We start from the raw sequence: 26,405 nt of genomic DNA on the forward strand, positions 1-26,405 counted from the left end.
AAAAGGTAATGTCTAAAGAAAAATTTGAACGTACCAAACCCCATGTCAATGTAGGAACAATCGGCCACGTTGACCATGGTAAAACTACTTTGACAGCAGCAATGTGTACAGTATTGTCAGCTGCATTTGGCGGCGCGGCAAGAGCGTTCGACGAAATCGACAATGCACCAGAAGAGAAAGAGCGTGGTATCACCATCGCAACTTCACACGTTGAGTATGAAACAGCTAACCGTCACTACGCACACGTAGACTGCCCCGGACATGCTGACTATGTTAAAAACATGATCACTGGTGCGGCTCAGATGGACGGAGCGATTTTGGTATGTTCAGCAGCAGACGGCCCAATGCCACAAACGCGTGAGCACATCTTGTTATCACGTCAGGTAGGTGTACCGAAGATCATCGTATTCTTGAACAAATGCGACATGGTAGACGACGAAGAGTTGTTAGAGCTTGTTGAAATGGAAGTTCGTGAGTTGTTAGATGCATACGAATTCCCGGGTGACGACACGCCAATCATCAAAGGTTCAGCGTTGAAAGCCTTAGAAGGCGACGAAGGTCCTCTAGGTAAAGAAGCAATCTTGGCATTGGCAGAAGCTTTGGATACATATATCCCAGAGCCAGAGCGTGATATCGATAAAGATTTCATCATGCCAATCGAAGACGTATTCTCAATCTCAGGTCGTGGTACTGTTGTAACAGGACGTGTTGAGAAAGGTATCGTAACCGTTGGAGAAGAGATCGAAATCGTAGGTATTCGTGAGACTCAAAAAACAACCGTTACAGGTGTAGAAATGTTCCGTAAGCTGCTTGACGAAGGTCGTGCAGGTGACAACGTTGGTATCCTTCTTCGTGGTACTAAGCGTGACGATGTTGAGCGTGGCCAAGTATTAGCGAAGCCTGGTTCAATTACACCTCACACTAAGTTTGAAGCAGAAGTTTACATCTTGAGCAAAGACGAAGGTGGACGTCACACTCCATTCTTCAAAGGTTACCGTCCACAGTTCTACTTCCGTACAACTGACGTAACTGGCGCTTGTGAATTGCCAGAAGGCGTAGAAATGGTAATGCCTGGCGATAACATCAAGATGGTTGTAGAGTTGATTGCACCGATTGCGATGGACGAAGGTTTACGCTTCGCGATTCGTGAAGGTGGCCGTACTGTTGGTGCGGGTGTTGTTGCTAAAATCTTCGCTTAATAGATTTTAGCCGCACGGCAACTTCCTAAAAAGAGCGCTTTATAAGCGCTCTTTTTTTTATGTCGCATTCTTTTTGAACTTGCTGGAAACATTGATTTTTCGCAACTACACTTTAAGCTAACAAAAAGTTACGATGGCTTTACAGTGAATAATGGAAAAACGACTCTGCGAATCTTCATCCAACTTTCTCTATTGATTTGTGTCTACACATTGCCCGGTAGACTACTTGCAGATATATCCAGACCAATCCCCTACTGTGTTGATCCTGACTGGATGCCCTATGAGGCTATTCGGGATGGTCGTCACGTGGGAATTTCTTCGGACTATCTTGAACTAATATCTGATATGTCGGGATTGATATTTACTTTGGTTGCAACAAGTAGTTGGAATGAGTCACTAGAAAAGCTAAGAAGTGGAGAGTGTGAAGCGACTCCCTTGCTAAATCGAACGCCTTTAAGAAGCACCTTTTTAAATTTTAGTAATGTCTATTTTGAATCCCCAAATGTTTTAGTTTCAACAAAAGATGAACCGTTTCTACAAAGTGTGGAGCATATTGGCAATCGAAATGTAGCTGTTCCAGAAGGCTATCGGCTGGCAGAATATATAAAGGTGAACCATCCGGAAGTAAATCTTAAACTAGTAAAAAATGAGTTGGATGGGTTGCTCGCAGTTTCGCGCGGAGAGATTGACCTTTTTGTAGGCTCGATGCTGACTGTTAATAGTCGTATTTACAGTCGGAATTTAAATAATTTAAAAATTGCCGGATGGGCTGGTCCTGAAGATAAACTTAGATTTGGAGTTATCCATAAGCGAGTTGAGCTCTTACCGAAAATAAATTCAGCGATTGCAAAGGTAACTGAACAGCAGCGGCAAGATATCTTTAAGCGTTGGAATAATATTCGCATTATTCAGGAAAGCAACTACAAGCTAGTCCTTCAAGTTGTCTCCTGTGCTCTAGTTATTTTGCTCATACTGTATTTCAGGAATCGCAGCGTTGAAAAATTTAACCTCAAGCTAACTCGAAAAAATAGAGAACTCGACAATCTCAGAAAAAAGCTGGAGGAGAGTAATAAAAAGCTAGAGTATCTTTCCATTCATGACCCTTTGACCAATCTGTATAATCGAAATTATCTTAATCAGGAATTTGTAAAGGATATGCGCCGTAAGAGCTCATCTGGACTTTGCTTGATTCTAATTGACATTGATTATTTCAAGAAGATCAATGATGAATTTGGGCATCATCAGGGAGACAAGGTTTTAAAACAATTCTCAAACACTCTTATTAATAGCGTTCGTGATAGTGATGTTGTTACCCGTTGGGGGGGAGAAGAGTTCATTATTATTTGTAATCACTCAAAAGTGGATGAGGCATATCACTTATGTGAACGAATCCAACAAAGTATCGAACAACAGGATTTCTCACCGGTTGAACGGATAACCGCAAGTTTTGGTATCGCCGAGATAAAACAGAATGAGTCAATTAATCAAGGTTTTGAGAGAGCCGATGCAGCTCTCTATATCGCCAAAGATAAAGGCCGAAACTTAATTATTAGTGCGTAATAATAGCTTATCGAGTCATTTTTTTTACAAAAACAACAACAAACAATGCAAGAGTAAAGCTACCTATAAAAGCCTCTAATGCTGCCAGAGCTCGTGCGATTCCAATTGGAGCCAGATCTCCATAACCGAGAGTAGTGAAGGTAACCACACTAAAATAGAGAGCACTAAAATATACTTTTAAATTTTCCCATGGAGAGACATCGCTATTAAAAGCTAAGGATTCACCGCTAAAGGATAGGCCAGAGAAAAAATAAAGCGTCGCAAAAAACAAAATGATCATCAGTGAAAAAACGATGACCCGAATTGGGCGCTCACCGTATCCACAAAATAGATCAACCATTTTCGAAAAGTTTCGCTTAAAAGAAAATCGAGGAAGCTGTTTTCTGCGCATCCTCATTTCTTTTTGAAAGAAATGTCCGGCAAACTCAAATAGACCCTGTTGTTCGGCGGATTGCCGTAAATTACGATAGATCTCTTCTGCTTGTTGAAATAGGTCTATTTGATTTTCCCTGCTTGAAGCCATTTTTGCCTGGGCTTCCTGATTTATCTCTTCACCCCAGTTAACATGTTCAATTCTGGCTCCCTCTAACTTTACTCCAAGCAGGTTGCAGCCTTCCAAGTTTGCGTAATGTAAGTTCGCATTTTTCAAATTGGCTTTCATTAGCGAACTGCCAGACAGATCTAATTTGAATAAGTGAGCATTTTCGAGGTTACTCCGATAGAGATCAGAGTTTACCAGCTTATATCCGTCTCTAGAGGTCCTGTTGACCAGATTAATTCCTCTCAGGTCTTCCCTGGCCAGGGCAAACCCTTCCATAGGTTTTTTGCTGGATGCGCGTTGTTCTAGCTTTGCTTTCAGGTTTTCGATTGGCTCACGAACAGGATTTTGCCAATCGCAATCAGATATATCCTGACTCTCATTCTTTGTTGAATTTTCCATCTTTGCTACGCCTCCAATAGGTAAGAATAGCAAAGATTATTCAAAAGGCTTTAATAAACCAAAAGTGTTTCACACATAGCTAAAGGTTGGCTAGTGACGTGTCTCGTTACCCGGAAGTTGTCCCTGAGATTTAATATCGACTTCAGTGAATTTAAATTGATTTAAGCAGAATTCACAGCGAGCCGAAATATTTCCCTTGGTTGCGAGAATTTCCTCTATTTCATCTTCTGGCAGTAACCGGATCGAGTCGAGCATCTTCTTCTCACTACATCCACAGTTGAATCCGACGGGCTCTTCACTAAGGCCCTGAATGCTCTCCTGGTGAAACAGGCGATGAAGCAATATTTCGCTGTCCACAGATAGACACTCTTCTTTGGTCAAGGTTGACGCAAGGTATTCCAGGTGCTCAAAATCATCTTGACTGGTCATGTCTGGTAATGCCTGTAGTAATAGGCCACATACCTGGTTTTCATCATTAAATAGCCAGATACGTGTTTTTAATTGTTCTGACTGATTGAAGTAGGATTCGATGCAGGCTGAAAGGCTATCTCCATCCAGAGGTACTATTCCCTGATAGCGCTTACCTTTTTTGGGAGCGATAGTAATGCTCATCTGACCACCAGCGCAAAGACTCTTGAAATCTTTGCCGCTGAAATCGGCTTCTTTGTCGTAGCGAACCAGGCCTCGATAGCCGAGGTTATTGGTGGTTTGAACAACCATCATCTTCAGTATTCCCTGAGTTTGAAGTTGTAACGATATCTGGCCTTCGAACTTTAGAGTTGTCGCCAATAGTACGCTGACAGCCGCACATTGCTGCAATAATTCAGCTAAAACTGGAGGGTAATGATGATCCTGGAGCATTCTCTGGCACGAATCCTCAAGCTTGACAATTTCTCCACGAATACCATGCTCATTAAAAATAAAGCGATGAATAGTATCAGACATATTTACTGTATCAGCTATAAACTTGGAAATTTTGCCAATTATACCTTTAACAGGGCATTGTCACCAAAATGAAATCAAAGAGAGTGCGCTAGTTCAGATATTTGCAGTATCTGGCAGGAAAGGAATAAAGGCGAACCATCAGGCTCGCCTTTAAAAGGTTCTATGCGGCTTTAGTATTAGTACTTTCAAAAATCTTGTCAGCTGAAGAAGCGATGAAACCTTTAAACAGCTCGCCATTAGCTAGCGGGTAGCGTAAAGCAAACTCGTAGAAGCAACTCGGAATCGACAAATTTTTGTCTGAAAAGGTGACTTCTACAGTATTAGCCATTGTTGAAGACTGCTCAAGGAAAGACTCCGGAGTCCCTTTCACTTCACCGCCTGAAGTATTGAGTGCAAAGCCATTATCTTTGACAAACTGGTTTACTTCTTCAATAGACTTAAACTGAGTTAGATCGTTGATAGACACCGTAAAGTGATTTGGGCGATACCCAAATGCAGCAACCCAGGCGGCATATTCACTTTCTTCAAGTAATCTCTCATAGACGTCAGATACTAAAGTCCAGGGGCGACCTGAATACAGAAAATCTTGGGATTTGACCGTTTCCATATTCACTTGTGAGGCCAGTTGCTTTATCAGGATTTGGGCTTCACGTGAAAATTCTTCAATAATCAACTCGCTGATAAAAACCAAAGGCATGCTTGGGTGTGCATAGTGCTTTGCACGTAACTTTTTCTTTTCAAAGTGGTATTCTTCAACTTCCTGATAACCTGCCTCAATTAACGGCTGAGCGATATCTTCAACGCGCAGACCTGGAAGGCCAAAGGTTCTGAAAGCTACATGGTCATTAACCACAGTATCTTTTTGACTAAAAAGCTCGAAAATCTTTAACGCATCTGGGTTTAACGCCAGATAATCCTGCCACATATTTTCGAAGACCTGCTCAATTGACTGTTTCAGAGAACTCATAACTTACCTAAATCTAAAATAACTACTGGAAAACGGCGCCACTATAGCTTTTTGCCCGTCAAAGGAATAATATTGTTTGTGTATACTGGATATAGGAAATTGTGATATCAAAAAGCACTCATTCATAAAGGCTGTAGAAGAATGGATCTAAGAGAATTAAGGTATTTTGAGTCGACTTATGAGCTGGAAAGTATTAGCGCAGCGGCAAAGCATTGCTTTGTGTCCCAGCCATCAATATCAGCAGCAATACAGAATCTTGAGTATTATCTTGGAGAGCAGCTTTTCGTTCGTCATACCCGTGGGGTCACTCCTACCGATGCGGGTCACAGGCTATATCCGTTATCCAAACAGCTCACCGGCCAGGCTCGTTCAATAAAACAGATTTTTCAGCAAAAAGCGGCGATCCAGCCTTTTCGCCTGGGTGTAGTTCCGGCACTTGGCGCGGTACGTATGAGTCATTTGATTAAAGAAATTATTGATTCGGTAGATGGTCTCGAGCTAACGCTGGTTGATGCAGAAAAGCTAGCTTGTGAAGCCAGGATCATTGCCGCAAATATGGTGAAGCCGGGTGAAATATTCATGCCTTTCTGGCGAGATGAGTTTCTTATGGCTTTGCCGCCGGGTCATTCATTGAGTTATAAATCTGAACTCGAACTTGAAGATCTGAACGGTCTTAACTTTATCCTGAGAAGTCCAAGCCTGGTGACCCGTACTTTGATGCGAAAAATGGAGCCGAAGGATATTAAAATGAATATTAGAGCACGTATAAGAACCGTTGAATACGCTGTAGAGCTGGTGGCTGCAGGCGTTGGTGCGGCTGTTGTCCCGGATCATCCGAGTTTTTACAATACTCAGCAATTGCCCTTGGTGAAAATCAAAGGGATGCAGTTTGATCGAATCATTGGACTAGCCTGGTCCAGGGAAGCTGAAATGGATAAAGCGTTATCCAGTGTGATTGATGTTTGCAGAGTAAATAAAATTGAGCATTTTGATTTATCTCCATATGAAATAAGTTGATGATGTACTGATAAATACGTTTTTAACTTCGCCTGTACTCCTCTGTAGCGTAAAAGTATAATGCTTCTGCACAGTTGTCACGGTAATTCGATATAAATTAATAAGTTTCATAGTGGCGACCTGTCAACGATTTTGGGCCTGAACCCCCCTTTTTATTAATTTATTACTTTAAGGATCTGTGGTGAGAAATAATATTAAAAAAATTATTAAGTCAATCACTCCGCCAATCATTTGGGAAGGTGGGAAAGCGTTATTAAACAAAAAGGATGTGCCTCAAATAGAGAAAAATAAAACACCACAAGTCGAAAAGAAACAACGGGTTAATAAAAATACTGCCAAACAAGCTAAAAACAAAATTAAAGGCGAAGAAAAAGGAGCTGATTGGTATGATTCGTCGTTTGACAATCATGCACATTGGAAAAAACATTACTCGTTATCAAAATATTATTTTTTATGGACGGTAATAGCCGATCGAATTTCTAAATCTCAATATGACTCTTTATTAGAAGTTGGTTGCGGAACAGGACAACTTGCCAACTTGCTAAAAGACAAGGGTATTTCAAAATATCATGGGTTCGACTTCAGTCCAAAGAGAATAGAGCAGGCGAAAAAAAATTGTGAAGGTTTTGATTTTAGTTTGCAGGATGCCTTTAAAACTGAGTTATTCAATGAACTGGATTACAATGCTGTCATTTGTACCGAATTTTTGGAGCATGTAGAAGGGGATCTGGAAGTCCTAAAGAGAATCAAATCTGGAACCAAGTTTTATGGGACGGTACCCAATTTTCCGTACACTTCACATGTTCGCCATTTTAAAAATGAAGCTGAAGTTTTTGAGCGATACCAAAACTGTTTTAAGGAAATGGAAGTCGATACATTTCTGGCAAATAATCATGGAAAGAAATTCTTTTTGATCGAAGGTGTACTGAATTAGGCTTTGAGGTTGTTGTATTTTTAGGTTGTTTTTGAGAACGTATTAAAGTGGGACGGACTCCATTTTTTCTCAATGCTTTCTTCTGAAAAATTTGAATAGGTAAAGTAGCGAATTCGTTAGAAAGGCCTGCCAAGGAAAGTAGAAATTAAACAAACCTTTTCATCAGTAGCTTAAGTATCTCAACCTCTTAAAATCAGCCTTCGGATTGTTTTTATTAATCTATATTGTTGAATACAAAATCTTGCTTATTTGGAGATTTATGGCTTAGCTATTAGTCATACTGAAGCTCTGAAAGTATTTTTTACCACACTTCATTCTGATTAAGTAGTGTTCACTATAGTTTAGTTTGACATCGATTCGATAAGAAAATTGACGGCTCGCCGTCAGAGTTTGTTGATTGAAAAATGATCTAATGATCGCTCAGTATACTAGAAGAGCTATTGTCACTTTTATTATTTTTCTCCACCATCGAAAAATAAGGCTCAAATAAATACCTGAACTCTTCCAGACTTTCTTCAATAATATATGGCGCCGCTTTAGCAAACATATCCAGAAGAATGATTGCATTGGTAGAGGCGTCAGCTTGGCTGGCGGCACGTAACCTTTCTGCAATAGATTTGTTTACTTTGCGGATGTCATCGTAAATTTTTTTGAGCCCTTCCAGCTCCAGATCCGGCGTCCCTCCGTCTTTGGCAATAAAGTATTGGGCGATCAGGTAGGTTGAGACGGCACGAAAGAGCGTTTCCTCTTCACCAGCAAAAGGCAGGTGAAAGTGCGCCATCGGTTTAAAAAAGCTGGTATAGGGACAGCCGCTGGTAGCTACAACCAGGCCCATTATCGGGCTAAGTCCTCTTTGTGCTGTGGTGCGTTGAGATATAGTTCTTTCCGGAGTTATTACTTCTACATCTATTTCGTCGTATGAGACAACGCGTTCAAACAGCTGAACAATCTTGATCAGGTTGGTACTAAGAGGGCAGTCTGGATTTTCTTCCTTGTTGAGTGGACAGTGAGAGCACTGGTGGTAATCCAGTTTTGTCCATTCTGGCAGTTGATCAGGCAGTTCGTTTGTTAAGTGTAGATCCTGGGAAGAAAGTTTTAACTCAATTTCTTCTTCAGTGTTGTCACTAAATTTAAAGCGGTACTTTATAGACATGAAAACGTTCAGACTTAAGATAGCAGTAGGCTGTTAATAAAGTGTAGTTCAGTAATTCCTGGTCGTTATCAAAAAGAGTCGTTAGCGCTTTCTTCGGCGACCGACAGAAGCAGGTTTTGAATTAAATGTTCTCTTCTGGAGATTTTTGGGCTTGAAAGGATTTTAGATGCTTTAAATTTACACGGGCAAAAAATAACCCCGGCAGTTTTCACTGTCAGGGTTATTTATTAGAACTCAGCTCTTAAGTGTTAGAACTTCAATTCTTATTTTGCTTCGTTACGTGCCTTAACTTCAGCGATTACTTCTTCAGCAACGCTGTTAGGACATGGCAGGTAGTGAGAGAATTCCATAGAGAATTGACCACGACCTGAAGTCATAGTACGTAAGTGACCGATGTAACCGAACATTTCTGAAAGCGGGACATCTGCTTTAATACGAACGCCAGTTACGCCAGCTTCCTGAGACTTGATCATGCCACGACGACGGTTCAAGTCACCGATTACGTCACCAACGTGATCTTCCGGCGTAAATACGTCAACTTTCATGATTGGCTCAATCAACTGAGGACCCGCTTTTGGTACAGATTGACGGAAAGCGCCTTTTGCTGCGATTTCGAAAGCAACTGCACTCGAGTCAACGGCATGGAATCCACCGTCGAACAGCTCAACTTCGATATCTTGAACCGGGAAGCCAGCCAAAACACCTTGATCCATCATGCTTTTGAAACCTTTCTCAACTGCAGGCCAGAATTCACGAGGAACGTTACCACCAACAACGGTAGATTCAAATTTGAAACCAGTTCCTGGCTCACCAGGACGGATGCGGTAGTCGATTTTACCAAACTGACCAGAACCACCAGACTGTTTCTTGTGAGTGTAGCTGTCTTCGATTGCCTGAGTGATGGTTTCACGGTAAGCAACCTGTGGTTTACCAACTTCAAGCTCAACGCCGTAGGTACGCTTCAGGATATCAACCTTGATATCAAGGTGAAGTTCACCCATACCTTTAAGAATAGTTTCACCAGTTTCTTCATCGGATTCAACGACGAATGATGGATCTTCTGCAACCATTTTACCGATAGCAATACCCATTTTCTCACTGCCGCCTTTATCTTTTGGCTTAACAGCGATAGAGATAACTGGGTCTGGGAATACCATAGGCTCAAGTGTACAAGGCTTGTTCGGATCACAAAGTGTGTGACCTGTTTGTACGTTTTTCATACCAACAACCGCGATGATATCACCGGCTTGCGCGCGGTCTAACTCAGTACGCTCGTTAGCATGCATTTCTACCATACGGCCGATACGTTCGGTTTTACCTGTGTAAGAGTTAAGAACGGTATCACCTTTCTTCATTACACCAGAGTAGATACGGATAAAGGTCAAGGCGCCGAAACGGTCATCCATGATTTTAAACGCTAGTGCTCGTAGTGGCTCATCTGCAGAAACAGTCGCAAACTCACCAGTTTCTTCACCTTCTTCATTAGTCAAAGGTTGTGGATCAACTTCTGTTGGAGCTGGCAGATAATCAACAACTGCGTCGAGAACTAGCTGAACACCTTTGTTTTTGAATGCAGAACCACAGTAAGTAGGGAAGAAAGCCAGATCACGAGTTCCTTTACGGATACAGCGCTTGATGTCTTCCATTGAAGGCTCTTCACCTTCAAGATATTTTTCCATCAGTTCGTCGTCTTGCTCAACCGCAGTTTCGATTAACATTTCACGGTATTCTGCTGCTTTGTCGACCAGGTCTGCAGGAATATCCTGAACTTCGTAGTTTTCAGGAAGGCCTGAATCATCCCAAACGTAGGCTTTTTGGCTTAATACATCAACAACGCCAACGAAGTCATCTTCGATGCCAATAGGCAGAGTCATAACTAGCGGGTTAGCACCAAGAACGTTTTTAACTTGCTCTACAACGCGGTAGAAATCTGCACCCATACGGTCCAGTTTGTTAACGAAGATAATACGAGCAACTTCAGATTCATTCGCATAACGCCAGTTTGTTTCCGACTGAGGCTCAACACCACCAGAACCACAGAAAACACCAACACCGCCATCAAGAACTTTAAGAGAACGATATACTTCAACTGTGAAGTCAACGTGTCCGGGGGTATCGATGATATTCATTCGATGATCTTTCCAGAAACAGGTTGTTGCAGCTGACTGGATGGTAATACCACGCTCTGCTTCCTGCTCCATGAAGTCAGTTGTTGACTCACCGTCATGTACTTCACCAGTTTTGTGGATCTTACCGGTAAGCTTCAAGATACGCTCAGTTGTGGTGGTTTTACCCGCGTCAACGTGAGCGAAAATGCCTATATTTCTGTATTTAGATAAATCAGCCATTGTTCTACTCTATAAAGTTGAAAAAATACTCTTAAATTTTAGGGCCTGTTGCTCTTTGCTGAATCGTCAGTGAAGTCGCTGTGATGCAATTCTCACAAGCGCTAACGCCTCACCAAAGATCCACAGACCCTAAGGGCGCAAATCGCGAAAGGCGCGCATTATACACTAGTTATTTGTCTGCGGCTATTTTGATCTTGCATAAAAATTAAACAAAATTCAGTTGCTCGCTAAAAATGGTTTAAGCAGAGAAGAGAGGCACCTATGAATGCTACTTCTGATAGAGTTAAAGCCTATTTTTGGAGAGATGTATGTAAGCAATTACTCTTTGTTTAAGCCTAGCTTTCATTGTCTGGATTATAATCATGTATATTTTTAAAGCGGTGAATCAAGCGACGTTGCTTTTTATCCGGACGTTTAGTTTGAACAGGCGCCGAGAGTTTGCGCATCTGTGCCAGGTCTTCTCGTTTCCTGATGCTATCTTCAGTTTCTTTATAGAGGGTTTGCGCAACCCTGGCTGGACCCCGGTTTTCAGAAAGTTCTTTGACAATAACTGTTTTTTCATCAAATCCTTGGCGCAATTTGATTGTGTCTTCGAGCTGAACGATTTTGCCCGGCTTAGGTTTTTGTCCATCGTAATGAACTTTTCCGCCCTCTATGGCCGCTTTCGCCAGTGCCCGAGTTTTATAAAAGCGACACGCCCAAAGCCACTTGTCTAGCCTGACTTTTACATCATTATCTTTCATGGAGATTATCTAACTTACTGATTTACCTGATTTCTTTGATTAAAAATTGCAATTCTTTGTCTTTCCTGTGACATATTCCCACACTCTGGCCAAAAAGTTACAACCAAACCGCTTTATTTGATATTCTTTGACCCCCTTCACTGCAAAGTACGTTTACAGAGAATAAGTATCGTGTGTATCTGTAGAAGCAGGGAAGCGCTCTATTTAGTGCAATACCGGGTTAGTTCAATACGGCGCTGCTTTCGAATTAGCTTGCCATTGTCATTAATTTTGACGAAGCGAAGTATTCCGCAGCCTTGCCTCTAGTAGGCTAACAGCTAAGAGTGTAACATGCATTGATAGATTGGCCAGGGTCGGCGTCAATAATTGCTGATCAGGCTTGCAGCGGTAAATTTTAGGAAGTTGGATAAGATTGTGGGACATGGCTCTAGTTAAGTGATAAAGAGCCTCGTGATTTATAATGAGTGCGCTTAGTCGTATATATTTAATAAAAAAAATAACACTGTCGGTTCAGAATTGACTATCTGTAGTACCAGGGAGACAGTGAAAATGATGTTGGACAAGATGAACCTATCTCAGTTGAAATCGACAAACTGGTTAACAAACTACGCTTTCTGGGGCAATTGTATTCAGTGGCTAGGCGTATTTATGGTCGCGCTATTAATGGCCAGAATCTTCTGGGTCTGGGTAGACTACTTTTCCGATACAAGTGAAGCCAAGCCAGTTAAGGTCGCTATCAATCGAGGACAAAAGTCGTTAGATCAAATTGATGTTTCTTCTATCATCAATCGCAATATTTTCGGTTCTCTGGTTAAGCAGGAAGAAGTCAGGGAGCTACCCAAGGAAAATATTGAAGAAACCAAGCTCAACCTGAAACTGCGAGGCATTTACGCGGCTGATACTCCCTCCAAGGCAAATGCGATTATTGAGGATAGTCGGGGGCAACAGGCGGTTTATTTTATTGACGAGAAGCTTGAGGTCAGTGGGCGCGTTTATTTGCGTCAGGTTTATGTTGACAAGGTTATTCTGGAAACTAATGGCAGGAGAGAAGCGTTAACACTTGATACCGAAAAACTGCCAAATACAGCCATTATTGAGACAAAAGGTGAGTTGAAAGAGTCAGACGATAAGAAAGTCGAAGATAAGCGTAATAATCAAAGACTCAGCCAGCAACTAAATCGATATAAGGATCAGTTCGAACGAGATCCGGCGAGTATGGCGGATATTATTAATGGTCGTCCGCATATGGTCGATGGTGAGCTCAAAGGATTTGAAATTTCGCCCGGAAAAGATCGGCGACTATTCCAGGAGTTAGGATTAAGACGTGGAGACATTGTGACCTCGGTTAATGGCGTGCAATTAACCAGTATGCAAGAAGCTATGTCGCTAATGAGTGATATGAAGTCCATGAGCGAAATGAATATCGAAATTCAACGAGGCGATGAGCAGTTGAGTTTATTACTAAATTTAAATGAGAAAGTAGGATTGTAACAGTGGGTTTAGCTAGAGATAACAAAACCAGAAAACGAGCAGGTTGCAAATTATTCCGTGCTATTGGTCTGATGTTGGCGTTAGCGTTAACTTCCTCATCGGTATGGGCGGCAAAAGCAACGCTGAACCTGAAGGATACTGACATTGAAGTTTTTATTGAAAGTGTCAGTCGAATTACCGGAAAAACTTTTATTATTGATCCCAGAGTCAAAAATAAAAAAGTAACGGTAATCTCTCAACATGAAATGGATGAGGATGAAATTTTTGCGCTATTTTTAAGCGTATTGAATGTTCATCAGTTTTCTGCTGTTGAAACTAATGGCGTTTACAAAATAGAGCAATTGCAAGCGGCAAAGCAGGACGCTGTACCCGTTTTTGAGGCCGGAGGAAAACGATACAAGGGTGACCAATTAGTAACTCGAGTTATCAAGGTCGATAATGTTGATGTTGGCCAATTAGTTCCGCTTCTGCGTACTTTAATTTCAACACAGGGTCATATGGCTCAGTACAAACCGACTAATGTCATGGTTATTCATGATACTGCAGCAAATCTTGAGCGTATTGTGAAAATCATCCGTCAAATTGACAAAGAAAGTAATGAAGAAATTGAAGTGATCCCGTTACAACATGCATCTGCGGGAGAAGTCGTTCGAATTTTGGAAGCTCTTGAAAAACAAAGCGGTAACGCTAAAGGTCCTGAAACAAGCAAACCTAAGTTTGTTGCAGATGAACGGACTAACAGTATTTTATTAAGTGCAGATAAAAAAGCTTCTTTAAGACTTAGAGCTCTAATTGCCCGGCTTGATTCTGAAATTGATAATAATGGTAATACCAAGGTTATCTATCTGAAATATGCTAACGCAGAAGAGCTTGCAACTTTGCTCGAAGGCGTTGGTGAGTCCATTGAGCAGGAAGAGTCTAAGGATGCGCCTCGTCGCGGCGGTCGCGGTGGCAATGACAAGCTTTATTCAATTAAAGCGCATGCCGAAACTAACTCGTTGGTAATTACTGCGCCACCAGATTTAATGCGCTCATTTGAGTCAGTTATTGCACAATTGGATTTACGTCGAAAACAGGTTCACGTTGAAGCGATTATTGTTGAGGTTTCGGAAGGTAAAGTTAAGGAACTCGGTGTGCAATGGGCTACTGAAGCTGGTCTCATTAATTTCACCAATGGCTCTCCCTCAATTGCGCAAGTAGGTGCTGGTGCGCTTGCTTATAATGGTCAGGATCAAGGAACCACTACGACTATTATCGACGGCAATATTGTGACCGAGACTCCGCCTAGCAACGGTGATAACGGTGCAGCATTAGGTGAGATTCTTTCCGGGGTTAGTGGTGCTCTATTTGGCTATGTCGACCCCGAACAGTCATGGGCTGCATTGGTTAAAGTACTGGCTACCGATACGGACTCCAATGTTCTTTCTACGCCAAGTATTACGACTCTGGATAATGAAGAAGCTTCGATTAGTATCGGTCAGGAAGTTCCGATTATTACCGGCTCTACTCTCGGCAACAATAACTCCAATCCTTTCCAGAGTGTTGAGCGAAAAGATGTAGGTGTTAAGTTAAAAATTACACCTCAAATCAACGAAGGAAGTGCTGTTCGCCTTACCATTGAGCAGGAAGTTTCCAGCATCGCCGGAGCGACTGGCGCGGATATAGTGACTAATAAACGCCAGATTAAGACTGCGGTTCTGGTGGGCGACGGACAGACCATTGTTCTTGGCGGTTTAATTGATGACAATATTCAGGAAAGTTCTCAGAAAGTGCCGGTTCTGGGAGATATTCCAATTCTGGGGAATCTGTTTTCTTCAAGTGCGACCACAAAAAGTAAAAGAAACTTAATGGTGTTTATTCGCCCCACTATTTTGGACGATATTCAAAGTAGTGATTTTGTTAGTTCACGCAAATATAACTATATGCGGGCACAACAGTTAATCTGGAAAGATCGTGGCGTTTCTCTGATGCCTTCAGCCGACCCTGCGGTATTGCCCAAATGGGATGACCAGCTAGCACTACCTCCTTCTTTTGAAGAGTCGCTGAAAGAACACGACCTTGAACAAGAAGCTAAAATGCTTGAGCAAAGAGCTGGGCAGTCTGACCAAGACGGCGCTTCAGAGGAATAGGAAAGCGGTTATGTCGGTAAGTGAATTTATGCAGCAAAAAGAGCCTTCGCAACAAGTAATTGACGAGCTTGATAGTGAAGCGCAAGCACTTGTTGAACGGAGTGCAGAAGACGCTGAGTTTGAGGTCGAAGATAAGACTGGTGATGGTATTGGTCGCAAGTTACCTTTCTCTTTTGCTAAACGACATGGCATTGTTTTTCGACTAACACCAGAAGGTGAAGCTCCTTCAAGCATTATTGATGCGGTAGTAAAAAAAGATACTGAATTAAAGGCTATTGCTGAAGCGCGTCGGTTTGCAGGCACTCAAATGCGTTTTACCGAAGTCGAAAGCGATGAGCAATTCGAAGCTGTTCTATCAGAGGTCTATCAGGATAACTCTGGTGAAGCTATGGCTGCGATGGAAGATATTGGCGATGATATGGATCTTTTCCGACTCGCAGAAGAAATGCCGGAAACTGAAGATCTACTGGAAGCTGATGATGACGCTCCAATAATTAAGTTAATTAATGCACTATTAACCGAAGCGATAAAAGTCAATGCTTCAGATATTCATGTGGAAACTTTTGAGCATGATTTAAAAGTTCGTTTTCGGGTTGATGGGGTGTTGCGTGAAGTACTAAGTCCCAGTAAGAAGTTGGCGCCCCTTCTTGTGTCGCGGATAAAAGTTATGGCTAAGCTGGATATTGCCGAAAAACGAGTTCCTCAGGATGGTCGTATCGCATTAAAAATTGCTAATCGTGGCGTGGATGTTCGTGTTTCCACTATTCCATCAAGTCATGGTGAGCGAGTTGTTATGCGTCTGCTGGATAAGCAGGCAGGCCGTCTTGATTTTTCTCACCTTGGAATGCCGCAAGAATTGATGGATAAAATGAGCAGTATTTTGCATAAACCTCATGGGATTATTCTGGTTACCGGGCCGACAGGCTCTGGTAAAACGACAACGCTTTATGCCGGCTTGACTCTACTTAATCATTCTTCAAGAAATATTTTAACGGTTGAGGATCCGATCGAATATTTACTTAATGGTATTGGACAGACCCAGGTTAATTCGAAAGTTGATATGACTTTTGCGAGAGGTTTAAGGGCGATTCTTCGTCAGGATCCGGATGTAGTGATGGTTGGGGAAATTCGAGATCTTGAAACCGCGCAAATAGCCGTGCAGGCAAGTTTGACCGGTCACCTGGTGCTTTCTACTTTACACACTAATACCGCCGCCGGTGCGGTTACTCGTTTGCAAGATATGGGAGTAGAGCCGTTTTTACTTTCATCAAGCTTATTAGGCGTTCTGGCACAGCGGCTTGTAAGAACACTTTGTGATAACTGTAAAGAACCCGCTACGGCCAATGAAAAAGAGTGTGAACTGATGGGATATGATGGACAAAATCCGCCCACGATATATCACGCTAGAGGCTGTGCGGAGTGTAATAACCTGGGCTACAAAGGCCGTCAGGGGATATTCGAGCTCTTGTTAGTTGATGAAGAGGTGCGTGACAAAATTCATAACGGTGCAGGAGAAATGGAAATAGAGCGTTACGCTCGTAAGACAGGGTTTAGTATTCGCGAAGATGGTAAGAATCGAGTACTCGAAGGGATTACCACAATTGAAGAAGTTTTGCGCGTTACGCGTGAAGACTAATGGAGCTGAATGATTATGGCTGCATTTGAATACATTGCACTTGACCAGTCCGGCAAACAGAAAAAAGGGATCCTGGAAGGCGATACACCAAGGCAAATTCGCCAACTGTTACGAGACAAACACATGATTCCACTGGAAGTGGAAAGTGTTACTCAGTCTAAAAAATCTAAAAGTAAATCAGGCTCAGGCGGTTTTTTTCAAACGAAAATTAGCGCTTCTGATCTTGCTCTTTTAACCAGACAGGTTGCGACTTTAGTTCGTGCTGCCATTCCGGTGGAAGAAACCATTAAGGCTGTTGCCGATCAAAGTGAAAAGCCCAAACAGCGCAGTATGCTGCTTGGAATTCGCGCACGGATCGTTGAAGGGCATACCATGGCGGATGCGCTAAGTGAGTATCCGGGAGTATTCTCTCCATTATTTCGCGCTATGGTTGCAGCGGGAGAAAAGTCAGGTCATCTCGATCTGGTGCTGGAAAGACTCGCAGACTACACCGAATCTCGTCAGGAAATTCAATCGAAAATTTCTGGTGCTCTGGTTTATCCGATAATTCTTACCGTTGTCAGTGTCGCCATTGTTGGGTTCTTATTGGGATATGTCGTTCCGGAAATCACCGGCAGTTTTACTAAGTCGGGCCAAGAGCTTCCGTGGATTACTCAGGTGCTCCTGGATATGAGTGAGTTTGTTAAAGCCTGGGGAGTGATGACTCTTGGGGGCATTATTAGTTTAGTGATCGGCTTTCGATACGCGCTGCGTAATCCCAAAATGAGGCTTAAATGGGATAAGTGGAAGCTGGGAGCCTTTGGCATTGGTAAAGTTGTTAGAGGAATGAATTCCGCCCGATTTGCTCGAACGCTCGCTATCCTCAATCAAAGTAGTGTTCCGCTGCTAGAAGGAATGCAAATTGCCGGCAGCGTTATGACGAATGAAGAATTAAAGCGTGCAGTTAAGGAAGCAACAGTAAGAGTCAGGGAAGGCGCAGGGTTAAAAGTTTCTTTACAACAAAGTGGTTATTTCCCTCCGATGATGCTGCACATGATCGCCAGCGGAGAAAGCTCCGGTGAGCTGGAACAAATGCTTGATAAGGCAGCGGATAATCAGGAAAGACAATTTGATAACCTGGTTAGCACCATGATGAATATGATTGGTCCGGTGATGATCCTGGTGATGGGGGGATTTGTATTTACAATCGTGCTGGCCATCATGTTACCGGTATTCCAGTTGAGCGACACTCTCGCTTAGCGAAATTTTGCCTCAGCAATAACAGGCAAGTTAGGTAAGTTATTTTTATTTTTTAAGAGGTTCATTAGAAATGCAAAAACAGTCTGGATTTTCGTTACTCGAAATTCTTGTTGCCATGGCGATTATGGCAATTTTGGGTGGAATCATGGTTGGCCAGTTTATGGGAAAAACTGAAGAAGCGAACTTTCAAAAACTAAAAGGTGATATTGAAGTCATTAATTCGGCATTGATTCAATATCATGCAGATAATTTTTTATTGCCTACTACCGAGCAGGGACTGGAGGCGCTGGTTACCAAGCCGGAAATTTCACCGGAGCCAAAAAACTATTCTCGCAGAGGCTATCTACCTGAATTAAAAGATGACCCTTGGGGGAACCCATATCAATATGCTTATCCGGGAGAATACGGTGAGTATGATATTTATTCTTTGGGCGCTGATGGTGAAGAAGGTGGCGAAGGTATGGCTGCCGATATAGGTAACTGGAATGTCGACGAAGCGATCAAAGCATTAAAGCAGCAAGATTGATCTCTGACCATTTAAGTGTGCTTCAGATAAGTGTGCTTCAGATTAAATCGAATTAAGGTTAGTCGTAATTATGGAGAAGAATTTTAAACAGACATTGATAAGGCCTTCGGGCTTCAGTTTGCTTGAAATTCTGATCGCCATGGCACTGATAGCATTACTTGCTGGAATTGCTATTCCCTACTTAGGTGGAGACAGCAATAAGTTTGCCAAAAAAGAAGCACAACGTCTTCTCGCTGCAGTTGAAATGGCCAGAGATCTGGCGATTATTGAAAGCAAAGAGTATGGCCTGAATATTGATGAGGAAAAGTATCAGTTTCTCTATCTTAATGATGAAGATGATACGCGTCCTCCACAGTGGGAGTTGCTCTCGGACCACCCGCAGCTGGCTTCGCATGAATTTCCTGAAACTGTTGAAGTAAATGTAGCAATTGACGGCGACAATGTTTTTGCATCACAAGACGACGATGTTGAAATATTTGAAGAAGACGTCAATATTTTTGAAGAAGAAGACGAGCAGGAAAAAGTCGATCCGCCACAGATTTATTTTTTATCAACTGGCGAACAAAACGAGTTTGTGATTGCGTTTGCTTCTGTTGAGACCTATCAAAGTAAAGATGATGAACCTGTATTTTTTCGGGTAAAAGGTTCACTCACCGGGGAGCTGCAATATCAGGGGCCGTTACCGGGAGATTTGTTTAATCAAATCAATGAGGATTACAGCGACTACCTTGAACAGGAACCGCTCGCTGGAAAATAGTGTGGAATTCAGGTTGCCAATGAATAGAAAGCAAAGTGGTTATCAGCGCGGAATGAAAAGCAAGAGATTGGGCTTTACTTTGCTTGAAGTGCTTATTGCTATGGTGATATTTGGCACAACGGTAACTCTACTTTTAAGAAATCTGAATGATCAAACGCGCACCCATGTAGATATTGGAATTCGAACTGTTGCTCATTGGGTAGCATTGAATCAAATGGCGAATGTGCGTATGGCTGGAACCTGGCCGAATACAGGGGTAACTCGTGGCGAAGCTGAAATGCGTGGTAGAACCTGGTATTGGTTACAGACGGTGAGCAAAACAACGGAAAAAGATTTGCGTCAGATCGAAATCGAAGTACGTTACGAAGAATCAGACGAGCTGCCAGCAACGCGTTTTGTTGGCTTTATTGCTAAGAAAGAAGCGGGTGTTGAAAAGTGAAACTCGCTAATGCCAACCAAATAAAAAATATGCGATCAGACGGGTTTACCTTGATCGAAATACTGGTCGCTATGGCAATAATGGCTGTCATAGGCGTCGGCGCTTTGAGTATATTAAATACCGCCACTACTACCAGTAACAAGATCAAGGTTGATGGCAAAAGATTAAACGATGTTCAGCGAGCATTTTTGTTGATATCACAAGATATGCAGCAGCTAACTTCACGTCTGGTAAGAGACGAATTCGGTGATCGTTTACCTGCGATGAAGAGTGATCTGCAGTCATCTGCTCCGTACCTGCGTGTGACACGGTTGGGGCGGCGAAACCCGGCCCTATTGCCTCGTTCCAATTTGGAGCATTTAATCTATACGATAGAAGGTAAGCAGCTCTATCGAATTAGCTATCCTTATGTTGATGGAATGGTTGCAGAAAATGCTTTGAAAAGGCCGCTATTGGAAAACGTCGAAGCCATGAAAGTTCAGTTTTATGATGGTGAGGAGTGGTATGATTATTGGCCAATAGATGAAGGGAGTGAAGATGCCAATCCGCAAGCGTTGCCTGTCGGGGTAAAGTTTGAATTAGAGTTAACGGATTACGGTAAATTGGAAAGGGTTTTTGCTTTATCCGATCGCATTGAAAAGTCTGATCGAGGATAAGGTCTGTGAGATTTACGAAACGGACAATAAGCAACCCCGCTCGGCAAAAGGGTACAGCTCTGGTGACCGTAGTATTGATAGCCGCGGTTGTAATAGTGATGGTAGTCGAATCGGTTAAAACGGTTCGATTTCAAAAGCAATTAAGTACCAACTTGATTAATCGTGATCAGGCATATTCTTATTTGATTGGTATGGAAGAGTTGGCCAAAATTTATTTGAAAAAAGCTTTTGAAGCGGAAAAAGGCGATACTGTTCACCTGGGACAACTCTGGGCGCAGGATGATATTACCTTTCCCATTGATGGTGGCGCTATGACTGCGTCGATTAAAGATATGCAGAGCTGTTTTAATTTAAATACCATTGCTGAGGAAGCGTCAACTAAAAACCAAAACAACAGTAAAAATAGCAATAGTAATAATCTGAATAGCGGTGGTCAGGGTGCCGCTACCCCAGGGCAAAAAATACTGGAAGAGTTGATAGAGAAGGTAAAAGAGGATTCTGATAGCATTGGTAAGGATTTAGCTGAAGCGTTAAAAGACTGGGTTGATGAAGATAGCGAGCCTTCTGGCGCATCAGATGCTGAAGATTCTTATTATCAAGGTCTGGAGCTCCCGTATCTGGCTGCAAATAGTTTAATAGCACACGAAAGTGAGTTGATGACAATAAAAGGGTATGATCAAAAGCTCTATCAACAGTTAAGGCCTTATGTTTGTGTATTGCCAGATAGTCAAGTTAATCAGATCAATGTGAATACGATAACCGGTGAAAGTGCCGCTTTGGTATATGCCGTATTGAGCATCGCGAGCTCGTCAACTCAAAATAGCAATAGTTATAGCCTTAGCGACGTTAGTAAAGCTATATCTGATAGACCCGAAGATGGATATGAGAATGTACAGGATTTCATTCAGGCTATGGGAAGTAGTGGAAAAGCTGCAAGCACTGACTATCTCGATGTTACCAGTCATTATTTTCAAATGACTGCCAAGGCGGAAATAGGTAAAACTCGAGTTGAAATGAAAACTTTATTTAAAAAAGAAGACGACAATAACTTTAAGGTTGTGTCTCGCTATTTTGGTAGAGAGTAATGAAAAAATTAACGATTTTTTGGGGTGATAAAAATAGCGACAGCTTTTACTGGCTTTCTGAAGGGGAGTCTAATAGTGGTGGCGCTATTTCACAGCTTGAGAGTCATGAGATCTTAAAAGATGATCTCAACTGTCTTGCTGAAATGGCAGAAGGCGCTCAAGTAAGCTTGATTATTTCCAGTAATGATGTCCATTATAATGCTGTTTCGATTCCTGGAAAGGCACAAAGACACCTACGCAAAGCGGTACCTTACTTGTTAGAAGAGCAGGTTGCAGAAGCTGTTGATGACCTCTTTATCGCTTTAGGTGGAAAAAACTCAAAGGATCAAATTGAAGTCAGAGCAATCAACTCTGCCTATTTTGCTTCGCTCATTAAACGGTTCAAGAACGCAGAAATTTCGATTAGTCGTATCATTATCGATCTGGATACACTGCCAGCCTCTGAAGACTGCATGCAGGCAGTATTATTGAATGAAGATGTTTTGGTTGTTGCGCAAAGCGGAGAGCGTTGGCGTTGTACTGCTTCTGATTTTAGCTGGATAGTGCAAAAACAATTGCAAGCTTTGGAGAGTGAAGAGGAAATGCCTGTGGCTATTCCTTTGGAAGTCATTTGTGAAAATGAAGATGATTATATGTTGTTTGAACAGGTATTACCTGCCGGTCGATTCGCTCCAAACTTAAATCTGGTGGAAAGTGTAAAGCAGTTTCTGAGTGAGCAACAACATAAGAGTATTAATCTTTTACAGGGAGAGTTTGAGCCCAAAAAAGAAAATACGCCCCTTAAAAAATTCTTAATAAAAATTTCCTCAGTGGCTGCAGTTGTTTTGTGTGCGCAAATTGTTTGGGCCGGTTCTCAATGGTTTAGTTTGTCGGCTAAGTCAGAACAGCTGGAAAGGCAAAAAGAGGTTATGTGGAAGCAGGTTTTTCCTGGTAGGAAAATGCCCAAAACTGCTGACAAACAGATCAGAGCAAAAATGCGTGAATTAGCTGGTGGGCAGGGTGATAATGCTTTTGTCCAAATGTTGGACTCGGTGACATCTCAAATAAAGAGCTTTAGTGAACTCTATCCGACAAATGTTAGTTATGATGCAGCAAGAAATGAATTAAGACTGGATTTGATTGGTAAAGAGTACGCTACCTTGAATAATTATAGAGATCAACTGATTCAGGCAGGATTTCAGGTAGATATGAACTCTGCTTCACAACGTGGCGAAGGCTATTCCTCGCGTTTTATTGTTAAAAAATAACAGGGGAAAATTATGGAACAATTAAAACAATGGTTTGAATCCCTGGATGAAAAAGAACAAAAACTGGTGCTTGTCTTATCGGTGTTTATTTTGTTGGTTATGATATTTTTCGCTTTGGTTAAACCTATCAATGACCAGGTGGGAAAACTTGAATCAAAAGTTAAAGGTCAGGAAAGAATAATCGCTCAATGGTCTGACTCTATTCCAAAGATTTTGGCGAGTGGTGGAAGAGGAAGCGGAGCGACAAGTAGTCAATCGCTTAGCTCTGTAGTAACAGCATCCACCAGACAATTTAATTTGCGTGTATCCAGAGTCCAGGAAAAAAATAGTGGAGAGCTTCAAGTCTGGTTCGATAACGTTCCATTTAATGATTTTATGAACTGGATTGGAGAGCTTGGAAATCGATACAAAGTTTCGGTTGCCAGTGTCAATATTCGGAGTAAAGACAGAAACGGTCTTATTAGCATCGATGTAAAACTTAGAAAAGGCTAGCGCAAGCTACGGATCAAATGGGAAAATAATGAAGAAAAAAATACTCATCGGTTTGTTACTATTTGTCGTGTTTATTATCATATTAGCACCGGCATCGCTAATCAAAAACTTATCATCAAAGCAAGAGCTGGTATTGTTGAGAGGCTTTTCTGGAACTTTGTGGTCTGGGGAAATTGCATCTGTTTCTGCTCGCAAGCTAAGCTTGGAAGATGTTAAATATGACATTAAAGTTTTACCTCTCTTCTGGGCAATGTTCTCTGTTGATCTGGATATTAGTAAAGGTGACATTAAAGGCAGTCTAACTTTTAGTGCAGATCAAAATTTCCAGATAAGTCACTCTGTAAATAATGCGAATATTCGCTTCGATGCAAAACTGTTGGAAAATTTCGTTAATACAATGGGTGCAAAAATTGGCGGAAATGTTTCAACATCAGAACTAGATATAACCATTGATAAAGGAAAGCCATCATTTCTTGAAGGCGTTACTCGTTGGCGAAATGCATCGGTAAACTTTGCGGGTCAAAACTTGTCATTAGGAGATTTTTCGGTTCGCTTTATGACCAATGAAAAAAATGGTGATATTAAAGGAAGGCTGGAAAAAGGGAAAAACATACTTGATCTGCAAGGTGAAGTTACTTTGGCCAAGTCGGGAGAGTTGGAGTTTATAGGAAGTGCTTCTAGCCAAATTGACAAAGGATTGTTAATGGCGGTATCTATGTACAAGAATGGAAATGAAGCTAATGGTCGAATTCCTATAAAATTCAAGCAAAAGCTGTTTAAGTAGTTACTAATAACTTGATGGAAATATATTGTGTCTAGTGAGCCCTTGGTCGATTGGAGTTTAATTGATACTGTTCTGCTTGATATGGATGGCACTATACTCGATTTGGCTTTCGATAATTATTTTTGGCTCGAGTTTATGCCAACAGTTTATGCCAAGAAAAATGCTCTTTCTTTAGAGGAAAGCAAATTATATTTGGCGAATAGCTATGGTGCAATTGAGGGAAAACTACAATGGTACTGTCTCGACTTCTGGAGTGATCGACTTCAATTAGATATTCCAGAGCTTAAGCAATCGGTAGGCGAGCGAGTTTCCTTTAGAACCGGAGCGGTAGAATTTTTGTCTTTTCTTAATAAGATGAATAAAAAGGTTTATCTGGTCACTAATGCCCACCCTAAAAGTCTGGAAATTAAAATGCTTAACGCAGATTTTCATCAGTATTTTAATGATTTATCAAGCTCTCACGAGTTTGGATTTCCAAAAGAAGAGCAAGCCTATTGGCTAGCTCTTGAGTCCAGGTACGGTTTCGACAAGCATCGGACATTGTTTATTGATGATAGCGAGAGTATCTTAGAGTCTGCCCAGAATTATGGTATTAAAAGAGTGCTTGGCATTTTGCAGCCCGACTCCACTCGACCTCCAATTGAGCATTCTCGATTTGAAAGAATAAATAACTTCCTGCGGTTTATTAACAATGAATAAGGTCTTCAAAAAACCTCAAATACTATCGCGTAAAATCACAGCAAAAACTCGAATTTTTTGCGTTGAAGAGTTGGCGCTGAAGTTCTCTAATGGTGCCGAGCGAACATACGAGCGAATGGTTTCTGGCGGTAGCGGGGCAGTGATGGTTGTTGCAATAAGTGAAGATGAAGAACTGATTTTGATTCGTGAGTACTCAGCGGGAACCAATGATTACCAGCTTGCTTTTCCTAAAGGATTGCGAGATGAAGGAGAAACACTGGAGGAAGCTGCAAACAGAGAGCTTATGGAAGAAGTAGGTCTTGGCGCAGGCAAGATAACGCACTTAAAAAACATGACTTTAGCGCCGGGATATTTTACGCATCGCATGGATTTGTTCCTGGCAGAGTCTCTCTATATTAGAAAGTTAGAAGGTGATGAGCCGGAGCCATTGGAAGTTGTAAGGTGGCCACTCGAAAATGTTGACCAACTACTGGAAAATGAGCATTTTACCGAAGCCCGCTCGATTGCTGCGCTGTTACTGGTTGTTCGACTTAGACAGGGAGTGAAAGGAGAACAATATTAACGTTTTGAGTAGCGATTTAACCAAAATTCTTCAGCAAGTTTGTGAGGTTGCAATTAATGCCGGTAAGGTGATCTTGCCGATATATCAAAGCGATAATTTTGAAGTTGAAAGCAAACAAGATAATACACCTTTAACCAGAGCCGATCTTGCTTCTCACCATATTATTATTGAACAACTCAATAAACTTTATCCTTCAATTCCATGTTTGTCTGAGGAAGGGAAAGAAATTCAAATTAAGCACAGAAAAGACTGGCCGTATTGTTTTATTATTGACCCTCTGGATGGAACCAAAGAGTTCATAGATAAAAATGGAGAGTTCTCTGTCAACATTGCATTGGTCAAGAAAAATAAGCCGATTCTTGGAGTGATCTACGCACCCGTAAAAGATGTTCTCTATTTTGCTGCTGAAGATGTCGGAGCATTCAAACGTTCGCCTGAGCAAGAGAGTTTACCCATTAGAGCGCGGCAATTAGAACAGAGTAAAAGAGGCGCTCAGTGTACAGTGCTAATGAGTAGACGAAGTTCACAAAAGGTAATTGAAAATATTTGTCGCCAGTTAGATGAATATGAAATAAAGATGTGTGGGAGTGCTCTAAAAATGTGTCTTATTGCAGAAGGGGTTGCCGATCTCTATCCTAAATTAGGCCCAACCTGTGAATGGGACACTGCTGCCGCCCAGGTTATTCTGGAACAAGCAGGTGGTAGACTTGTTGACCTTCATATGAAACCTCTGCTTTATAACACAAAAGAAAGTCTAATCAATCCTTATTTTATAGCTTTTGGGGATTCGTCGTTTGAGTGGCAAAATAGATTAAATTTCGAAGTAGTAAGTTAGCACTCAATAATTTGAGCGCCGA

Annotated in this window: 25 protein-coding genes; 19 read left to right on the forward strand and 6 right to left on the reverse strand. The window is 41.8% G+C overall.

The window, feature by feature from the left end; all coding sequences use genetic code 11:
• Positions 1-8 precede the first annotated feature (8 nt).
• A complete protein-coding gene (gene tuf / locus IYN84_RS10995) occupies positions 9-1,199 on the forward strand; it encodes an elongation factor Tu (RefSeq protein WP_196139264.1) in 1,191 nt (396 codons plus the stop codon).
• A 144-nt stretch (positions 1,200-1,343) separates the two neighbouring features.
• Complete coding sequence (locus IYN84_RS11000; protein WP_210330406.1) at positions 1,344-2,759, forward strand: diguanylate cyclase; 1,416 nt, start codon at positions 1,344-1,346, stop codon at positions 2,757-2,759.
• A gap of 7 nt (positions 2,760-2,766) precedes the next feature.
• Here IYN84_RS11000 and IYN84_RS11005 read toward each other — a convergent pair whose 3' ends face one another.
• From IYN84_RS11005 to IYN84_RS11015, 3 genes are all read right to left on the reverse strand, one after another.
• A complete protein-coding gene (locus IYN84_RS11005; RefSeq protein ID WP_196139275.1) occupies positions 2,767-3,699 on the reverse strand; it encodes an ion channel in 933 nt (310 codons plus the stop codon).
• A 90-nt stretch (positions 3,700-3,789) separates the two neighbouring features.
• A complete protein-coding gene (locus tag IYN84_RS11010) occupies positions 3,790-4,644 on the reverse strand; it encodes an Hsp33 family molecular chaperone HslO (protein WP_196139276.1) in 855 nt (284 codons plus the stop codon).
• Between the two features lie 160 nt (positions 4,645-4,804).
• Positions 4,805-5,611 (reverse strand): DUF1338 domain-containing protein, encoded by an 807-nt coding sequence (locus IYN84_RS11015; RefSeq protein ID WP_196139277.1) that lies wholly within the window; start codon positions 5,609-5,611, stop codon positions 4,805-4,807.
• A 141-nt stretch (positions 5,612-5,752) separates the two neighbouring features.
• Here IYN84_RS11015 and IYN84_RS11020 point away from each other — a divergent pair, with 141 nt between their 5' ends.
• Together IYN84_RS11020 and IYN84_RS21685 are read left to right on the forward strand one after the other, a co-directional pair.
• Positions 5,753-6,628: a LysR family transcriptional regulator gene (locus IYN84_RS11020; protein ID WP_196139278.1), complete on the forward strand. Its 876-nt coding sequence runs from the start codon at positions 5,753-5,755 to the stop codon at positions 6,626-6,628.
• A gap of 181 nt (positions 6,629-6,809) precedes the next feature.
• On the forward strand, positions 6,810-7,562 hold the full coding sequence (locus IYN84_RS21685) for a class I SAM-dependent methyltransferase (RefSeq protein WP_196139279.1): 753 nt from the start codon (positions 6,810-6,812) through the stop codon (positions 7,560-7,562).
• A gap of 409 nt (positions 7,563-7,971) precedes the next feature.
• Here the strand turns inward: IYN84_RS21685 and IYN84_RS11030 are convergent, their stop codons facing one another.
• From IYN84_RS11030 to hslR, 3 genes are all read right to left on the reverse strand, one after another.
• A complete protein-coding gene (locus IYN84_RS11030; RefSeq protein ID WP_196139280.1) occupies positions 7,972-8,715 on the reverse strand; it encodes a hypothetical protein in 744 nt (247 codons plus the stop codon).
• Between the two features lie 263 nt (positions 8,716-8,978).
• Positions 8,979-11,063 carry an elongation factor G gene (gene fusA, locus IYN84_RS11035; RefSeq protein ID WP_196139281.1) on the reverse strand — a complete coding sequence of 695 codons (2,085 nt, stop codon included), beginning with the start codon at positions 11,061-11,063 and terminating at the stop codon, positions 8,979-8,981.
• A gap of 335 nt (positions 11,064-11,398) precedes the next feature.
• Positions 11,399-11,806 carry a ribosome-associated heat shock protein Hsp15 gene (gene hslR / locus IYN84_RS11040; protein WP_196139282.1) on the reverse strand — a complete coding sequence of 136 codons (408 nt, stop codon included), beginning with the start codon at positions 11,804-11,806 and terminating at the stop codon, positions 11,399-11,401.
• A gap of 549 nt (positions 11,807-12,355) precedes the next feature.
• Between hslR and gspC the strand changes: the two genes are divergently transcribed.
• The 15 genes from gspC to cysQ all read left to right on the forward strand — a co-directional run bounded on the left by gspC (position 12,356) and on the right by cysQ (position 26,383).
• Positions 12,356-13,297: a type II secretion system protein GspC gene (gene gspC, locus IYN84_RS11045; protein ID WP_196139283.1), complete on the forward strand. Its 942-nt coding sequence runs from the start codon at positions 12,356-12,358 to the stop codon at positions 13,295-13,297.
• Positions 13,298-13,299: 2 nt separating this feature from the next.
• Positions 13,300-15,426, forward strand: coding sequence for a type II secretion system secretin GspD (gspD, locus tag IYN84_RS11050; RefSeq protein ID WP_210330409.1), 2,127 nt, complete (start codon positions 13,300-13,302; stop codon positions 15,424-15,426).
• 10 nt (positions 15,427-15,436) lie between these two features.
• Positions 15,437-17,062, forward strand: a complete 1,626-nt coding sequence (gspE, locus tag IYN84_RS11055; protein ID WP_246722855.1) for a type II secretion system ATPase GspE — start codon at positions 15,437-15,439, stop codon at positions 17,060-17,062.
• Between the two features lie 15 nt (positions 17,063-17,077).
• A complete protein-coding gene (gene gspF, locus IYN84_RS11060) occupies positions 17,078-18,301 on the forward strand; it encodes a type II secretion system inner membrane protein GspF (RefSeq protein WP_196139284.1) in 1,224 nt (407 codons plus the stop codon).
• A 70-nt stretch (positions 18,302-18,371) separates the two neighbouring features.
• A complete protein-coding gene (gspG, locus tag IYN84_RS11065) occupies positions 18,372-18,827 on the forward strand; it encodes a type II secretion system major pseudopilin GspG (RefSeq protein ID WP_196139285.1) in 456 nt (151 codons plus the stop codon).
• 70 nt (positions 18,828-18,897) lie between these two features.
• Positions 18,898-19,584: a Tfp pilus assembly protein FimT/FimU gene (locus IYN84_RS11070; protein WP_196139286.1), complete on the forward strand. Its 687-nt coding sequence runs from the start codon at positions 18,898-18,900 to the stop codon at positions 19,582-19,584.
• 19 nt (positions 19,585-19,603) lie between these two features.
• Positions 19,604-20,023 carry a type II secretion system minor pseudopilin GspI gene (gspI, locus tag IYN84_RS11075; protein WP_196139287.1) on the forward strand — a complete coding sequence of 140 codons (420 nt, stop codon included), beginning with the start codon at positions 19,604-19,606 and terminating at the stop codon, positions 20,021-20,023.
• Positions 20,020-20,679, forward strand: coding sequence for a type II secretion system minor pseudopilin GspJ (gene gspJ, locus IYN84_RS11080; RefSeq protein ID WP_196139288.1), 660 nt, complete (start codon positions 20,020-20,022; stop codon positions 20,677-20,679). The genes gspI and gspJ overlap by 4 nt, the downstream gene beginning before the upstream one ends.
• A 5-nt stretch (positions 20,680-20,684) precedes the next feature.
• Positions 20,685-21,764, forward strand: coding sequence for a type II secretion system minor pseudopilin GspK (gene gspK, locus IYN84_RS11085; protein ID WP_196139289.1), 1,080 nt, complete (start codon positions 20,685-20,687; stop codon positions 21,762-21,764).
• A complete protein-coding gene (gene gspL, locus IYN84_RS11090; RefSeq protein WP_196139290.1) occupies positions 21,764-23,011 on the forward strand; it encodes a type II secretion system protein GspL in 1,248 nt (415 codons plus the stop codon). Before gspK ends, gspL begins: the two co-directional genes overlap by 1 nt.
• Before the next feature lie 12 nt (positions 23,012-23,023).
• Positions 23,024-23,503, forward strand: coding sequence for a type II secretion system protein M (locus IYN84_RS11095; protein WP_196139291.1), 480 nt, complete (start codon positions 23,024-23,026; stop codon positions 23,501-23,503).
• A gap of 28 nt (positions 23,504-23,531) precedes the next feature.
• The gene (gene gspN, locus IYN84_RS11100) at positions 23,532-24,287 is read left to right on the forward strand and encodes a type II secretion system protein N (RefSeq protein WP_196139292.1); all 756 of its coding nucleotides are present in this window, start codon (positions 23,532-23,534) and stop codon (positions 24,285-24,287) included.
• Positions 24,288-24,314: 27 nt separating this feature from the next.
• On the forward strand, positions 24,315-24,986 hold the full coding sequence (yrfG, locus tag IYN84_RS11105) for a GMP/IMP nucleotidase (protein WP_196139293.1): 672 nt from the start codon (positions 24,315-24,317) through the stop codon (positions 24,984-24,986).
• On the forward strand, positions 24,979-25,548 hold the full coding sequence (nudE, locus tag IYN84_RS11110) for an ADP compounds hydrolase NudE (protein ID WP_196139294.1): 570 nt from the start codon (positions 24,979-24,981) through the stop codon (positions 25,546-25,548). Before yrfG ends, nudE begins: the two co-directional genes overlap by 8 nt.
• Positions 25,549-25,552: 4 nt before the next feature.
• Complete coding sequence (gene cysQ / locus IYN84_RS11115) at positions 25,553-26,383, forward strand: 3'(2'),5'-bisphosphate nucleotidase CysQ (protein WP_196139295.1); 831 nt, start codon at positions 25,553-25,555, stop codon at positions 26,381-26,383.
• The last annotated feature ends 22 nt before the right edge of the window (positions 26,384-26,405 follow it).

Source organism: Aliikangiella sp. G2MR2-5 (assembly GCF_015687155.1).
Lineage (GTDB): Bacteria > Pseudomonadota > Gammaproteobacteria > Enterobacterales > Kangiellaceae > Aliikangiella.